Source organism: Tellurirhabdus rosea, from assembly GCF_026278345.1.
Lineage (GTDB): Bacteria > Bacteroidota > Bacteroidia > Cytophagales > Spirosomataceae > Tellurirhabdus > Tellurirhabdus rosea.
In genome coordinates this window covers 3458306-3473447 of sequence record NZ_CP111085.1, presented here as the reverse complement: position 1 = coordinate 3473447, position 15142 = coordinate 3458306, and the positions used below count along the sequence as shown (strand labels likewise).

9 protein-coding genes are annotated in these 15142 nt (G+C 58.8%); 4 read left to right on the top strand and 5 right to left on the bottom strand.

The window, feature by feature from the left end; translation table 11 throughout:
- Nucleotides 1–125 precede the first annotated feature (125 nt).
- Nucleotides 126–1802, top strand: a complete 1677-nt coding sequence (locus ORG26_RS14640; protein WP_266363004.1) for a gliding motility-associated C-terminal domain-containing protein — start codon at nt 126–128, stop codon at nt 1800–1802.
- 3 nt (nt 1803–1805) lie between these two features.
- On the opposite strand, the gene ORG26_RS14635 is transcribed toward ORG26_RS14640, so the two are convergent.
- Both ORG26_RS14635 and ORG26_RS14630 read right to left on the bottom strand, forming a co-directional pair.
- Nucleotides 1806–5744 carry an AAA domain-containing protein gene (locus ORG26_RS14635; RefSeq protein ID WP_266363003.1) on the bottom strand — a complete coding sequence of 1313 codons (3939 nt, stop codon included), beginning with the start codon at nt 5742–5744 and terminating at the stop codon, nt 1806–1808.
- Between the two features lie 111 nt (nt 5745–5855).
- Complete coding sequence (locus ORG26_RS14630; RefSeq protein ID WP_266363002.1) at nt 5856–6935, bottom strand: TerC/Alx family metal homeostasis membrane protein; 1080 nt, start codon at nt 6933–6935, stop codon at nt 5856–5858.
- A 203-nt stretch (nt 6936–7138) separates the two neighbouring features.
- On the opposite strand from ORG26_RS14630, the gene ORG26_RS14625 reads away from it, so the two are divergent.
- Nucleotides 7139–7879: a glycosyltransferase family 2 protein gene (locus ORG26_RS14625; RefSeq protein ID WP_266363001.1), complete on the top strand. Its 741-nt coding sequence runs from the start codon at nt 7139–7141 to the stop codon at nt 7877–7879.
- Nucleotides 7880–7912: 33 nt separating this feature from the next.
- On the opposite strand, the gene ORG26_RS14620 is transcribed toward ORG26_RS14625, so the two are convergent.
- Nucleotides 7913–8740, bottom strand: a complete 828-nt coding sequence (locus ORG26_RS14620) for an SMP-30/gluconolactonase/LRE family protein (protein ID WP_266363000.1) — start codon at nt 8738–8740, stop codon at nt 7913–7915.
- A 138-nt stretch (nt 8741–8878) separates the two neighbouring features.
- Here ORG26_RS14620 and ORG26_RS14615 point away from each other — a divergent pair, with 138 nt between their 5' ends.
- Complete coding sequence (locus ORG26_RS14615) at nt 8879–10525, top strand: GMC family oxidoreductase (RefSeq protein WP_266362999.1); 1647 nt, start codon at nt 8879–8881, stop codon at nt 10523–10525.
- A 67-nt stretch (nt 10526–10592) separates the two neighbouring features.
- Here ORG26_RS14615 and ORG26_RS14610 read toward each other — a convergent pair whose 3' ends face one another.
- The gene (locus tag ORG26_RS14610) at nt 10593–11222 is read right to left on the bottom strand and encodes a hypothetical protein (RefSeq protein ID WP_266362998.1); all 630 of its coding nucleotides are present in this window, start codon (nt 11220–11222) and stop codon (nt 10593–10595) included.
- Nucleotides 11223–11325: 103 nt separating this feature from the next.
- A complete protein-coding gene (locus tag ORG26_RS14605) occupies nt 11326–11955 on the bottom strand; it encodes an MgtC/SapB family protein (protein WP_266362997.1) in 630 nt (209 codons plus the stop codon).
- 197 nt (nt 11956–12152) lie between these two features.
- Here ORG26_RS14605 and uvrA point away from each other — a divergent pair, with 197 nt between their 5' ends.
- Nucleotides 12153–15119: an excinuclease ABC subunit UvrA gene (gene uvrA, locus ORG26_RS14600; RefSeq protein ID WP_266362996.1), complete on the top strand. Its 2967-nt coding sequence runs from the start codon at nt 12153–12155 to the stop codon at nt 15117–15119.
- Nucleotides 15120–15142 lie beyond the last annotated feature (23 nt).

The window sequence follows — 15142 nt, the reverse complement described above, 5'->3', positions numbered from 1 at the left end:
CACCTCATAATCTCTTTCAAATAGATTTGAACAGTTCGACATTTAGCGCAACAATCTTATCTACTAACAACACAACTACAATTGCCTATGGAGACTTACAGATAGGTCCCGACCGAAAAATATATATGGCCCGGTTGAACAGCGACCACCTGAGCGTCATTAACAATCCCAATGTTGCCGGAAGCGGATGTGGATTTACGCTTAATGGACTCAGTCTTGGTGGGAAAACCAGCCTCCTCGGCCTGCCCAACATCGTTGACCTGCTCCCAGTACCCCAATCCGCCAATAAACCCGAAGCCACCATTCGGAACACACCGGGGGCCGGCTGCGGCAATGACCAGCTGCGCGCCGAAGTTACCAAATCCGCCGCGACCCGCTTCAAATACCAGTGGTACAAAAACGGCACGGCCATGAACGGCGCTACCCAGCCAGCCATCGCCGCCACCGGCCCCGGAACGTACGAGGTCGAGGTGACGGAAGACGAACCCTGCCGCAACCAAATGGCCAAATCCCCGCCCTTTACCGTAACGGCGACTTCCCTTCCTTCCGCTCCGACCAAGCAGCCCAAAGGGTGCGGCGCTTTCATTCTGGCCGCCAACGCCGGCACCAACAAGGTCGAATGGGCCGGACCGGGCATCAGCGGCCCACGAGCCACCCAGGATACCCTCCACGTGACCGGCCCGAACGGAAAGACCGTTTACAAGCTTAAAATCACCTCCGCTACGGACGCGACCTGCTTTGTCGAAACCAGTCTGGAAGTCGATTTCAACCGCCCGGCGGATTACAAACTCAACCTGCCGCCCCAGACCGCCTGCCGCGAAAGCATCACGCTCCGGGCGGCCCCGGCCCCGGCCTGGGACAGCTTCTCCTGGATTCAGCCCGACAATTCAACCGTTTCGGGAGCCGACATTACGGCCCGGCGCAGCGGCACCTACCTCGTCGTGGCCCGCAGTACCGCTACCGGCTGCGAAAGCAAAGACCAGGTGACCGTCACGCTCAATCCGCCGCCGCCCGCCCCGACGCTCGTTTCGGGTTCCAGCGCGACCGTTTGCCAGGGCGACCCGCTGCCTACCCTGCTGGCGAGCGGGAGCAGCCTGAAATGGTACGCCGACCCGAACCAGACCACTCAGGTAGGCAGCGGAACCAGCTTCCAGCCCGTCCTTTCGGGTACGCCGCCGCAGCCGCTTCGCTACTACGTCACCCAGACCGTTTCGGGCACCTGCGTCAGTCCGGCGGCGCAGGTCGAGGTGTTCATTCGCTCGGGGCCGCCGCTGCAACTGGCGCAGAAAGCCTACAGCGCCTGTTTTACGGCCGGTTCGGTGGTGTTTCTCGACGCCGGGCGGGGCAACAACTGGATATACGAATGGCGGGAAGTGGGCGTTCCCCGCGTGCTCGGCACGCAGCAGCAGCTGATGGTCAGCAAACCCGGCAGTTACAGCGTTCGGGTGTCGGACGGGCAATGTTTTTCGGGCGAAACCCTGACCGTGACCGAAACCTGTTCTGCCCGGTTCTCGCTGCCCGACGCCTTTACGCCCAACGGCGACGGCATCAACGACCGTTTTGCCCTCAAAGGCCAGTTCATGACCCGGTTCGAACTGAAAGTCTACAACCGCTGGGGCGGCGTTATTTTCGCCCTGGAAGGCACCGACCCGGCGGCAGTGGCCGACAAGTTCTGGGACGGCACCTACCGCAACGAGCCCGTTCCACCGGGGGCCTACTCCTACCGGCTGAACATCTGGCAGCAGCAGGACACCCGGGAGGAGTCGTTTACGCGACAGGGCACGGTTTACGTCATCCGGTAACCTTCAGGTCCGTTTCTGCCAGTACACCCGGCTGAACACTCGCCGGAAAGGCCAGTTTTTCGTTTGCAGCGACAGCGGCAGGTAGGCGTGGGCTTCTTTCACGGTGCTTTCAAAATAAAGGGCATCGTCGGTCAGGACCAGTTCAGAATACGCATGCTGGCTTTTTCGGGTCAAATCGGCAAAGGGCAGTTCTTCGGTCAGCGTGGCGTCTTCCGTTTTCAGATAATCTTTCAGCAGGCGACCCGTCGGCAGGCGTTCGGGCGTGTGGGGCTGCGGCCGATAACGGCCTTCCGACACGGTCAGGGCGTATTCCAGATACGCGCGAAGCAGTTTTGGACCTTCGTTCAGCGTCTGCTCGACGGGCAACTGCGCGGGCTGTACGCTCGTGATGACATAAATCCGTTCGCGGGCGCGGGTCACGGCTACGTTCAGGCGATTTTCGCCGCCCGCCAGATTCAGCGTCCCGAACTGGGCGGCAATCCGGCCCCGCTCGTCGGGCGCGTAACCCACCGAGAAAATGATGATGTCCCGCTCGTCGCCCTGCACGTTTTCGATGTTTTTGACAAAAAGCCCTTCGACCGTCGTCCCCGGCAGCGGCAGAGCCTCTCCTTCCAGCAGGTCCAGAATGAGCTGCTGCTGCGGGAAATTGAACGTCACCACGCCCACCGAAAAGGCCGGTTCTTCGGTCTGAAGCTGCCGGATGAGGTCCACCACCGCCCGGGCTTCCATTTCGTTGGTCTGCTGCTGCCAGAGGCCGCCCACATTCCGGTAAGAAATGGCGGGCTGGCGGCGGGCCAGGTGGTTGAAGTCCGGGAGGAGCTGCAGGCGGTTTTTATAGAACTGCCGGTTCGAAAAGTCAATCAGTTCCGGCGAGCGGCTGCGGTAATGCCCGCGCAGGGTCGTCTGGGCAAACGAGCGGGCGGCCAGCACCAGCAGGGATTCGGCCTCCAGTTCGGGCGGTGTATCCTCGTCCGGCTCCGGTTCGAAGCGGACGCGGTAAAGGTCGGTAGGCGGCAGTTGCTTCGTGTCGCCCGTCACCACCACCCGGCTGGCCCGCCAGAGTGCCGGAATGCCGTATTCAGCCGAACACTGCGAGGCTTCGTCGAACACCACCACGTCGAACAGGTGCCGCCGCAGCGGAAAAATGGCCGACACCGATTCCGGCGAGGAAAGCCAGCAGGGAACGAGCTGAAAAATTTCGTCCGAGAACTGTTCCAGCAGCTTCCGTACCGGCCAGACGGCCCGTTTTTTGGTTACCTGGTGCCCCAGGTCGCGGTACGTCACAAGGTTGTTCAGGCGGTTGTATTCCAAATCCCGGTAGATCTGTTCGCGCAGCCGGATGCCCAGAATCTGCTGGCTCAGCGCCTGTTTCTGCACCACATTTTCCTGCAAAGCCTTTTCCAGCTGCTGCATCCGCAGGGACGACACGCTCCGCAGTTCCGGCCGCTGCTCTTCCAGATACGCCAGCCAGGCCAGCCGCAGGGAGTTCTGAAAAACGGCGGGCCAATCCCCGACCGAACGGGTAATCAGGCGTTCGAGCACGGTTCGTTCGGCTACGGTCAGGCTTTCGTGCAGCCGGTCCGCCTCGACGAGCAGGTCAAAATCGGCCTCCAGTGATTCCCGAAGCACGGCGGCCATGCTTTCCGGCTGGCGCAACAGGGCGTCGAGCTGCGCGGGCGTGAGCAGCCGGTACCAGGCCTCGGTACGGGTCTGCACGGTCAAGAGCCAGCCGGTTAGTTCCTGAAGTCCGCGCCACGAAGACGGCCCACCGGTTCGGCTCTGCAACCAGGGCAGCAAAAAATCAAAGCGGGTTTCGAGCAGTTGCCAGGCTTCCGAAGCGCCCCAGAAAGCCGTATACAGCCGGTCGGCGGCTTCTTTCATCCGCACGGCATCGTCCGTCAGCATGGAAGGCAGTTGCAGCTGCGTGGTGGCCGCTTCGACCTGACGCAGGAGGCCCTGCTGGCGGTCGAGCTGCAGAATAAGGCGGTTCAGGCTGGTGGCGTCGGTCGGGTAACCGCAGCGGGCGGCCAGTTCGGTCACTCGTTTTTTCCCGCCAAAAAACAGCCAGCCCAGCATCCGTTCGCGGGCCTGCACCCCGGCGCGCAGAACGGCCAGCGTCTCCGGAATGTCGGCAAACGGCACCGGCACCGACTGCGGGTCGGCCTCGAAAGCTTCGGCGACATCCACCAGCAGGCGTTTCAGGCGGTTTTCGGCCTCGGGCAGCACTTTCCGCCGGGCAAAACGCAGCAGAATCTCGCAGAAAAGCGGCTCGGCAGTCTGGGCCATGATGCGTTCCAGGGCGGGCCGGTCGTAGGCCAGCTGGGTGGCTTTCTGCCAGGAAAGCGGCGTCTGGAACTGCATCAGCGTTTCTTCCGCCAGTCGGCCCGACAGGTCCACCACCTCGTCGATCACCTGCCGGATGGCGGCCTGATCCCCCAGGCCAAACCGGGCGAACGAAATCCGTTTCTGCCAGGGATGCGGCGCCGCCAGTCGCTGGTGGTACGCCTCGTAGTTTTCCAGCTTCTGCAGGAACGTTCCGGTTTCGTTCAGGGGAAACTGCCGGTAGAGGTCGTTCAGGGCGATGGTCGGCGCGGAGGGGTTGCTGCTCAGATACAGCTCTTTGGCCGATACGCCGCACAGGCTTTCGTCAAACAGGGCGTCCTTGAAGGCCTGCAGCTCACCGAGGGTCTGGTCGATCTGCCGGGCGGTCTGGGTAAACGTCCGTTCGAGCAGCACGGCGTCGAGGCCCTGATTCTGCTTCCGGTAGTCTTCGACGCGTTCGATCTGGTCGGCCAGTTGCTCGTACAGCATCCGGCGGTCGTTTTTGAAATCGTGAATCAGGGCCGTAAACGGCGCCATACCGACCTGCCGGAGCCGTTCGTAAACGACATCCAGCGCCACCCGTTTCTGGCAGACCAGCAGCACCCGTTTGCCCTGGGCCGCAAAATCCGCCATCAGGTTGGCGATCAGCTGCGACTTGCCCGTTCCCGGCGGGCCCTGCACCACCAGCGACTCCCCGGCCCGTACGCGCCGCAGGGCCGCCTCCTGCGAAGCATCCAGCGGCAGCGGTGTGTGGAGGTGTTCTTCTTTGAAGGAGGGGGAGGAAAGGGAGGAAGGAGGAAAGGGGAAAAGAGCCGCTTCCGTTCCTCCTTCCTCCCTTTCTTCCCCTTCTTCCTTTTCCAACGCTTCGTAGTCGCGGACGAGGTAGGAACCGGCCTGAGGGAGAATACCGAGGACGGCTTCGGGGTAGAGTTTCAGTTCGCCGTTTTTTTCCAGCTGTTCCAAATCGGCTTTTTTAAGCGCCTGAAAAGGCTGGAGACGGTCGGCGAAAAGGTCGGGGTTGAAATCGAGGCGAAGCGGGCTGTTTTTCAGCCGTTCGTACAGTTGGGTGCGGAAAGCCGTAGCGTCGCGTTCGTAATCGTCGAGCGGCTCTTCCAGTAAGTCTTCGGGCGCGGAAAGGCTGCTGAAATGGGCGTAGGCCAGCAAAAAACTGCGGTTGAGCGTCACCGGCTCGTCGGCGCGTCGGCGCAGCAGCCAGCGGCCGGCTTCCTGAATGAGCTGCACCGGAAATAGCAGCAGCGGACCGTGGACGGGCGTTCCGTCGGCAAATTTTCCCCGCACGAACGGATACCCGACGTAGAGGTCCTGCGCCCCGCGCTCTTCTTCAATAAATTGGGCCGTCCGGGCGATGCGGCGCAGGCGGCGGCTGGCGTCGTTGGCCTTGCCGTCGCGCGGGTCCAGCACTTCGCAGACCGGAACGGTCGCCTTACGGCCGATCAGCTGGCGGATAATGTCGAAGGAAGGCTGGTTGAGCCGGTAATCTGTTTCGTGCAGGTCCAGAAACTGTTCGGCGGGCAAGCTGGTCAGCAACAGGGAACGGTTGCGGCTGCTCAGGTTAGTCAGGCGGCGGGCGTAAGCTTTGAGAATAGGTTTCTGAACCACAGATTACACAGATTTATGAATTGACCACGATTGTCTTTTTGAGACTTCATAGTTAATCATAAAAATCTGTGTAATCCAGATGGTCCTCCGGTGCGGTCCGGAAAGGGCAAATCAAAGTTCGGACATCTCCGGCTCCGGCTCTTTTTTCTCCGGAATCAGCCACGACGCCAGAATGGCAGTGCCGAGGATGGTCAGGATGACGTATAACGAGTAAACGGTCTTGAAGCCCCACTCTTCCAGCGGCGCGTGCAGCACCATTTTCAGACCGATGAACGTCAGCAGCACGGCCAGACCGACCTTCAGGAAGCGGAATTTGCTCATGATGCTCGACAGGAAGAAGAACATCGACCGCAGCCCCATGATGGCAAAAACGTTCGAAAAAAAGACGATGTACGGGTCTTTGGTGATCGAGAAAATGGCCGGAATGGAGTCTACGGCGAACACCAGGTCCGTAAAAGCCACCACGATAACCACGATGAACAACGGCGTCACGAAGAGCTTGTTGTCGGTTTTGCGGCGGACAAAGAAGTGGTCGATCACGTTGCGGCGGTACACGTTCAGGTACTTGGCCGTAAACTTCACGACGGGGTGGTTCTTAGGCTCAATCTTATCGTCGCCTTCTTTTTCGAAGAACAGCTTCATGCCGGTATACACCAGGAACGCGCCGAAGATGTAGATGATCCAGTCGAAGCGCTGCAGCAGGGCCGAGCCGACGAAGATGAAAATGAAGCGCAGAACGATGGCTCCCAGAATACCCCAGACGAGGATTTTCTTGTAGAACCGCTCACGAACGCCGAAGGAGGCGAAAATCATGATGAACACGAAAATATTGTCCGCCGACAGGGAGTACTCGACCAGATAACCCGTGATGTACTCCAGCGACATGTTGTTCTGGAACAGGCGCAGGCTTTCCTCAAAATTTCCCGCCACCAGCGGCACATGGTCGGCATACCGCGCCCGGACCTCCTCCAGCCGTGCCATGTCGGTGATTCCGTGGATGAGGTAGCCGTAATTCTTAATGAAAAAATAAAAAGCGATGGACAGCGCCACCCAGATAGCGCTCCAGATCCCGGCTTCCTTGAAGCTGACCACATGGCTTTTCTGCTTGGTGAGCAAGCCCAGGTCGAGGGCCATCACGACCAGCACAAACAGCGAAAAGCCCGCAAAAAATATTACTTCGTTGCTAAACATAGTATGTATCCACAGGCTTTGGCCTGTGATGGTTATGTATCCACCGACCGAAGTCTGCGGTACTTGCTAAATAGTTGATAAGGGCACAGCTCCTCACGGACGGTCCGTGGATACCGTGGGTACAAAGGCGCAATATCGCACTAAATCGGCAGTTGATTGCATTGCTTTTCATTCGTTCCCCCGGATTCCGTACTTTTGCCCGTATGTATAACCAGAAAAGAGTAGCGGTCGTTCTGCCTGCTTACCGGGCAGCGCTGACGCTGGAACGTACCTACCGGGAGATACCTTTTGATATTGTGGACGAAGTCATTCTGGTAGACGACGCCAGCCCGGATAATACGGTGGAAGAGGCGCGGCGGCTGGGCATCCGGCACGTGATCCGGCACGAAAAAAATCGCGGTTACGGCGGCAATCAGAAGTCCTGTTATCAAAAGGCCCTCGAACTGGGCGCCGATATTGTGGTGATGCTTCACCCGGATTACCAATACACCCCGAAGCTGATCGTGGCGATGGTCAGCATCATCGGCAACGACCTGTACCCCGTTGTCTTCGGCTCGCGGATTCTGGGCAAAGGAGCCCTGAAAGGCGGTATGCCGATGTACAAATACGTCGCTAATCGCTTCCTGACGCTGACGCAGAACATTCTGATGAATCAGAAGCTGTCGGAATACCATACGGGCTACCGGGCTTTTTCGGCCGGGGTGCTGCGCAGCCTGGACTTCTCGCACAACTCCGACGACTTCATCTTCGACAACGAGATGATCGCCCAGATTTTCTACAAGGGCTTCGACATCGCGGAGGTTACCTGCCCAACGAAATATTTTGAAGAGGCGTCCTCGATCAATTTCAAACGCAGTTCCATTTACGGGCTGGGCGTGCTGAAGGTTTCCTTGTTTTACCGCCTGACCAAGTGGGGAGTAATGAATTGGAACGTTCTGAAATAATTTGACGCCGTAGAGACGCAGAAATCTGTGTCTCTACGGGTTTATCTGCAATAACTCCCCCCGTTCTCCTTCGGTAATGACGATGCCCCGCCGGCCGGTCGGGTCGCAGGCTACGTTGGTTGGGCACTCGCCGGGCAGGCTGATGTCGCGCAGGTGTTTGCCTTGCTGGTCGTACACTTTCACGCAGGCCGCTCCATACACGGCGACGTAGAGATTCCCGTCCGGTCCGATGGTCATGCCGTCGGGGCCGTGGCCGGGTTCGCCCGTCTTGACCCAGATGTCGGGGTTCTCCCAGGCCGGTTCGTCGGCGTTCGGGTCCCAGTACCCGTACCAGATGCGTTTGCGGTGCGTTTCGGCAATCAGGAGCGTGTTGCCGTCGGGCAGCAGGGCCAGCCCGTTGGGGTAAAACAGGCCCTCGGTAATCTTAAAAACCTCCCCCACGGGCGTACAGACGCAGACGTACCCGGTGGGCGTAGCCTCGTCGCCCGAAGGTCCCGGACAGGAGAAAATCAGGTTGCCGGCGCTGTCGCGGATGAGGTCGTTGGGCATGTTCAGCGGCTTGCCGTCCACCTGGTCGATGATGATTTCCGGCTTCATGTCCAGAGTGGCCCCGGCCGAATAATTCAGACAGCGGATGGCGTTCAGGCCCGAGTCGCAGAACCAGAGCCGGTCCAGGCTGTCCACATAAAGCCCGTTCGGGCGGCTGCCCGCGCCCACCGAGACCCGGCCGCTCTCGCCATCGGGCTTCAGAAAAAACAAACTTTCGCCTTCCTGTTCAACACACCAGAGCGTGCCGTCGGCGGTAAAGGCTGGACCTTCCGGGAGGCGCAGACCGGTTGCTATCGTTTCAATCTGACCCATGCGTTCAAAAACACCCCGTTCCGAAGACCGGTTCTGAAAACCGACTGACCGGACTTTCGCCGTCTTAAACGCCTGACATCTTGTAATCTATCCTGAAAAAATTGTATCTTCACAGGCTGACTTTCCTAAACCTGACCCATGAAATATGATTACATCCTCGTCGGGGCCGGTTCGGCTGGCTGCGTTCTGGCGCACCGGCTGACGGCGGACCCCGGTGTTTCGGTGCTGCTGCTGGAGGCAGGCGGCCCGGATACCAAACCGGAAATTCACATTCCTGCCGCCTACACCAAACTCAACCGCACCTCCGTGGACTGGGGCTACTGGACGGAACCCCAGGCGCATGTCGATGGACGGATGCTGTACCTGCCCCGCGGCAAAACGCTCGGCGGAAGCAGTTCGACCAACGCCATGGCCTACGTCCGCGGCAACGCCCTCGACTACGACGATTGGGCGGCGCTGGGAAACGAAGGCTGGGGTTATCAGGACGTGCTTCCGTACTTCCTGCGTTCGGAGCACAACGAACAGATCGACCAGCTCGATCCGCGCTACCACGGCACGGACGGCCCCATGAACGTGACTTTTGCCACCCGCTTCCGGACTCCCCTGGCGGGTGCATTCGTTAACGGCTGCAAAGCCATCGGCATTCGCGAAACCAACGATTTTAACGGCATCCGGCAGGAAGGAGCGGGTTTCTTTCAGTTCACAATCCGCAACGGCCGCCGGGAAAGCACCGCCACGGCATTTCTGAAACCCATCCTGAATCGTCCGAACCTGACCGTCCGCACGAAAGTCTATACCCGCCGCGTCCTGCTCGAAAACGGCCGGGCCACGGGCGTGGAAGTCATCACCAGCCGGAATGTGACGGAGAAAATTTACGCCCGCCGGGAGGTCATTCTGTCGGCCGGCTCGTTCAACTCCCCGCAGATTCTGATGCTGTCGGGGATTGGGCCCGCCGAAATGCTGCGGCCGTTCGGAATCGAAACGCTGCACGAGCTGCCGGGCGTGGGGCAAAATCTTCAGGATCACCTCTTCACCGGAGCCAGTGCCCTCACCAGCGGCCTGTATGGCACCAACCATTACCTCAGGCCGCTGTACCAGTTCCAGACGCTGCTGCAGTATTTTGCCACCCGCCAGGGACCGGCCACCATCAGCCCGCTCGAAGCCAACGCCTTTATCCGGACCGACGAAACCAAAGACCGTCCGGACCTGCAGCTTCACTTCGCCCCGACGCATATCGGCGACGATTACAAAGGCGATCTGTACGACATCAATACGTTTCCGCGCACGGACGGCTTCACCATTCTGCCGACGCTGCTGAAGCCACAAAGCCGCGGCTACGTGCGACTGCGGTCGGCCAACCCGATTGATGTGCCGGTGATTCAGCCCAACTTCCTGTCGGCCGAAGCAGACCGGAATCTGCTGTTAAAAGGAATGAAAATTGCCCTGGAAATCATGGAGACCGACGCTTTTGGCCCGTACCGCGAGCGCACGATCACTCCGCCCGACCGCAGTTCCGACGAGGCGATTCTGGCGCACATCCTCAGGCAGGTTGAAACGGTGTACCACCCGGTCGGCACCTGCAAAATGGGGAACGACGAAATGGCCGTGGTGGATGCCAAGCTGCGGGTCCGCGGACTCGAAGGGCTGCGCGTCATCGACGCGTCCATCATGCCCACCATCGTTTCGGGCAATACCAACGCGGCGGCAATTATGATCGGCGAAAAAGGAGCGGATCTGGTGATGGGCGTTCGGCAGAAAGCGAGGGAGGTGATGAGTAATGAATAATGAAGGCTCCGCCTCAATCCAATTGGACGAATAGGCGGAGCCTTCATTGTTCATTATTCATTCTTCGTTAGAAGAACGAAATCCGAAACACCCACGGGCTGCTGTAGGCTTGCAGGGTATTGGCGTTGTAATTCAGGTTGTACAGCGCTGACAGGTTGATACCCGCCAGACGGCCGATCCGCTGCGAATAGGTAAGACCAACCAGGGGAGCACTCACCCAGGTTCTCGTAATGGGCACTCCAAGACCTTTGTAGGTATCCTGCAGGCTATTCGTCTCCAGTTCGCCATGTGCGTACAGGTTCTGGATAACACTGGGAATGATCTCATAGAGACCAAATACCCGCCCGCCGTACTGATTCGCCGTTAAATTGATGCGTTGGTTGGTTGAGGCATCCACTACCCTGAAACGGGTGTAGATGTAATTAATACCAACCCCCAGCACGGCCCGCTCCGAAGCCTGGTAGGCAAGAACGGGCGAAAGTCCAATGCTGAAGGGATTGCCAATGGACAATCCGCTGATGCCGCCGCCAAAACGCAGTCGCTGGCTGAACGGCAGCGGGTCGCCTTCCGGTGTAGTGGCGCGGTTGGGTTCTTTACCGGGATTGCGCCGGTCCTCGGGGTCTTCCGTAATCTGCCCGAAGGCCAAGCCGCTGCTCAGAAACAGCAATAAAAACAGGCTTTTCTGTATGAATTTCATGATGCAAGTTTACAGGAAAAAGAATGCTTATACATAACGAACGGGACCCGGTTTTGGTCTAAAGCGTTGCAACCCTGTCAGCGGTCGCAAACCCTGACAGGGGTTAGAACTCGAATTCCTTCACGTCCGGGTCGTTGAGCAGCTTCTTGATGCATTTTTCATGCGCCTTTTCCGGCCCCTCCACCTTCCAGCGACCGATGATCTGGCTGCCGAGCCGTAGCTGCGGGCCGCGCTGCGCCGTCAGCCCGCACTCTTCAAACAGCTTGTCGTAATAATTCAGCGTCTTGTTCTTGAAAGGCGTCGTGATGCGGTATTCACGGGTTTGCCGGAACTGCGAAATACGAACCGACAGCCGGGAAAGCATCAGCAGGGACCCGATGATGAGCCCAAACCCAACCAGCGCAATGTCGAAAAAACCGCCGCCAATAGCCATGCCGATGGCCGATACGGCCCAGACCGTTGCGGCCGTAGTGAGCCCTTTCACCCGGCTGTCTTCTCGGAAAATGATGCCCGCCCCCAGAAAACCAATGCCGTTGACGATGTTGGCAGCAATGCGGTCGTGGTCGGGACTCAGCCGGTGCGACACCAGCGTGAACAGTGTCGAACCCACGCAGATCATGATCATCGTCCGTAAACCGGCGGACTTACTCCGGTACTCCCGTTCCGCTCCGATAGCTCCTCCGAGCAGCAGCGCCAGCAGGAGTTTGTAAATATCCTCTTCGTAAAAATCCATCTGGGTGTCGAAAAAAGAGTCGCAGCGAGGGGCAGAACGGGGAAACAGCCGTAGCCTCTCGTGCGTTCCAGCCAGAAAAGGGTACGCCCGGCTTCGCTTTCCTCCGCTTCACTCCGCGATACAAGTAATTAAGCCTAAAGAAACCATAAAGTCCTAAAAACCGTTAGCCTTGAGATACGGTTTGCTAAATTTACAGAATGAATATATCGGTTAGTCCGTCGGTGCAGACCGACATCGAGCGCCTTGACCCGAAGCAGTTTATCGTCATTAAAGGCGCCCGGGTTCACAACCTGAAAAACCTGGATGTTGCCATTCCCCGCAATAAATTAGTGGTTATAACGGGCCTGTCAGGTTCCGGGAAGTCGTCGCTGGCCTTCGATACGCTGTTTGCCGAAGGGCAGCGGATGTACGTCGAAAGCCTCAGCAGCTACGCCCGGCAATTTCTGGGGCGGATGGAGAAGCCCGAAGTTGACTTCATCAAGGGCGTCTCCCCGGCTATCGCCATTGAGCAAAAGGTCACCACGCGCAACCCGCGCTCCACGGTGGGCACCTCCACGGAAATTTACGATTACCTCAAACTCCTTTTCGCTCGCGCCGGCACGACCTACTCCCCCATTTCGGGCCGCGAAGTGAAACGGGACACGGTCACGGACGTGGTCGATTATCTCTATTCCTTCCCCGACGGGCAGCGCGTCATGGTCATGGCGCCGCTGACCATTCACGAAGGGCGCACGCTGGCCTATGAACTGAAAATCCTGCTTCAGAAAGGCTACACCCGCATTGTGGCCGACGGCGGTCCGGCGGGTCAGCAGGTCCTGCAGATCGAGGATTTGCTGGAAGACGACTCGCTCCTGGCGTCCCTTTCCTCTGCTTCTTCCCTCGAAATCCTGATCGACCGGGGAACAGTGCAGTTTGGCGATGACGGCAAGCCGGAAGAAGATAACCAGTACCGCTTCTCGGATTCGGTCCAGACGGCCTTCAACGAAGGCGACGGTATCTGCCGGGTGGACATCGTGGGCCGGGGCGACAACCCGGGCGAATCGCGGACATTTTCGGATAAATTCGAAATGGATGGGCTGGTCTTTGAGGAGCCAAGCGTGAATCTGTTCACCTTCAACAACCCGTACGGAGCCTGCCGCCGCTGCGATGGGTTCGGCAAGGTACTGGGCATCGACCCGGATCTGGTTTTTCCGGACAAAAACCTGTCGGTGTTCGAAGGCGCCATCGCCCCCTGGCGGAGCGAGAAAATGAGCGAGGAGTTTCTGAAGCCGCTCCTGAAAAACGGCATCCGCTTCGACTTCCCCATTCACCGACCGTATAAAGACCTGACGCAGGCCGAAAAAGACGTCCTCTGGACCGGAAATCAGTATTTCAGCGGCCTGAACGCATTTTTCGATTTTGTCGAAAGCCAGACCTTCAAGGTGCAGTACCGGGTCATGCTGTCGCGTTACCGGGGCAAAACGACCTGTCCGGAATGCCGCGGCTCACGCCTTCGCGTCGATGCCAGTTACGTCAAAATTGCTGGTGGCCCGTCACACGGCGGTCCGTCGAACGGTGGCCCGTCACACGGCTACTCGATTACCGATCTGGTTCTGATGCCGATTAGTCAGACAGCGGCTTTCTTCCGGGCGCTCGAACTGCCCGAACACCAGCAGCAGGTTGCCAAGCGCATTCTGGTCGAAATCCGCAACCGCCTGGAATACATGGAACGCGTCGGCCTCGGCTACCTGACGCTGAACCGCCTGACAAATACGCTGTCCGGCGGTGAATACCAGCGCATTAAGCTGGCGACCTCCCTCGGCTCGGCGCTGGTCGGCTCGATGTACATTCTGGACGAACCCAGCATCGGCCTGCACCCGCGCGACACCCAGCGCCTCGTCAGCGTGCTCGAATCCCTGCGCGACATGGGTAACACGGTCATCGTTGTCGAACACGAGGAAGAAGTGATGCGGGCCGCCGACCAGCTTATCGACATCGGCCCCGAGGCCGGAGCCGGCGGCGGAAAGCTCGTTTTTCAGGGAACCTGGGAGGCAATTAAAAGTGAAGAGTTAAAAGATAAAAGTAATGGCCTGGAGTCGGGGCTGCATTCGTACACGATTGACTTCCTGACCGGCAAGGAAACGGTGCCTGTGCCCCGGTTCCGGCGGCGCGCCACGCAGTGGATCGACGTCAACGGCGCCCGGGAAAACAACCTGAAAGACGTCAGCGTACGTTTTCCGCTCAATACCCTGACGGTGGTCACGGGCGTGTCGGGTTCGGGCAAATCGACGCTCATCCGGAAAGTGCTGTTTCCGGCCCTGTCGCGGCTCAAAGGCGGCGGAGCCGAAGAGGCGGGTAAGCACGACAGCCTCGGCGGCTCGCTCGACCGCGTCGCTTCGGTGGAGATGATCGACCAGAACCCCATCGGCAAGTCGAGCCGCTCCAATCCGGTGACGTACATCAAGGCGTACGACTACCTGCGGCAGGTGATGTCCGAACAGCCGGTTTCCAAAGCGCGGGGTTACAAACCGTCGCACTTTTCGTTTAACGTGGACGGCGGGCGCTGCGAAATCTGCCAGGGCGAAGGCGAGGTGAAGGTGGAGATGCAGTTTATGGCCGACATCTACCTGAAGTGCGAGGGCTGTAACGGCAAGCGCTTCAAGCAAGAAGTGCTGGAGGTGGCGCTGGAAGGCAAAAACGTCTCCGACATTCTGGACATGACCGTCGACGAAGCAATTGAGTTTTTCAGGAAAGCCGACCCCAAAATGGTGGAAAAGCTGCTGCCGCTTCAGGAAGTGGGTCTCGGCTACATCACGCTGGGACAGTCGTCCAACACGCTTTCGGGCGGGGAAGCGCAGCGGGTCAAGCTGGCGTCGTTTCTCGGCAAAGGCAATCCCAACAAAGGAAAAACGCTCTTTATCTTCGACGAACCGACGACGGGTCTGCACTTCCACGACATTCGGAAGCTCCTGAAAGCCATCAACGCGCTGGTCGATCAGGGCGATTCGGTCATCATCATTGAACACAACACGGAAGTCATCAAGTCCGCCGACCACATCATCGACCTCGGCCCGGAAGGCGGTGAAGCGGGCGGCTACGTGACGTTCGAAGGCACACCGGAGGAAATGGTGCAGCTGCCGGAAGGCGAAAATTACACGGCGGATTTTCTGAAAGGAAAACTCTAATGTCTCTGCGGCCTTTGGCGCAA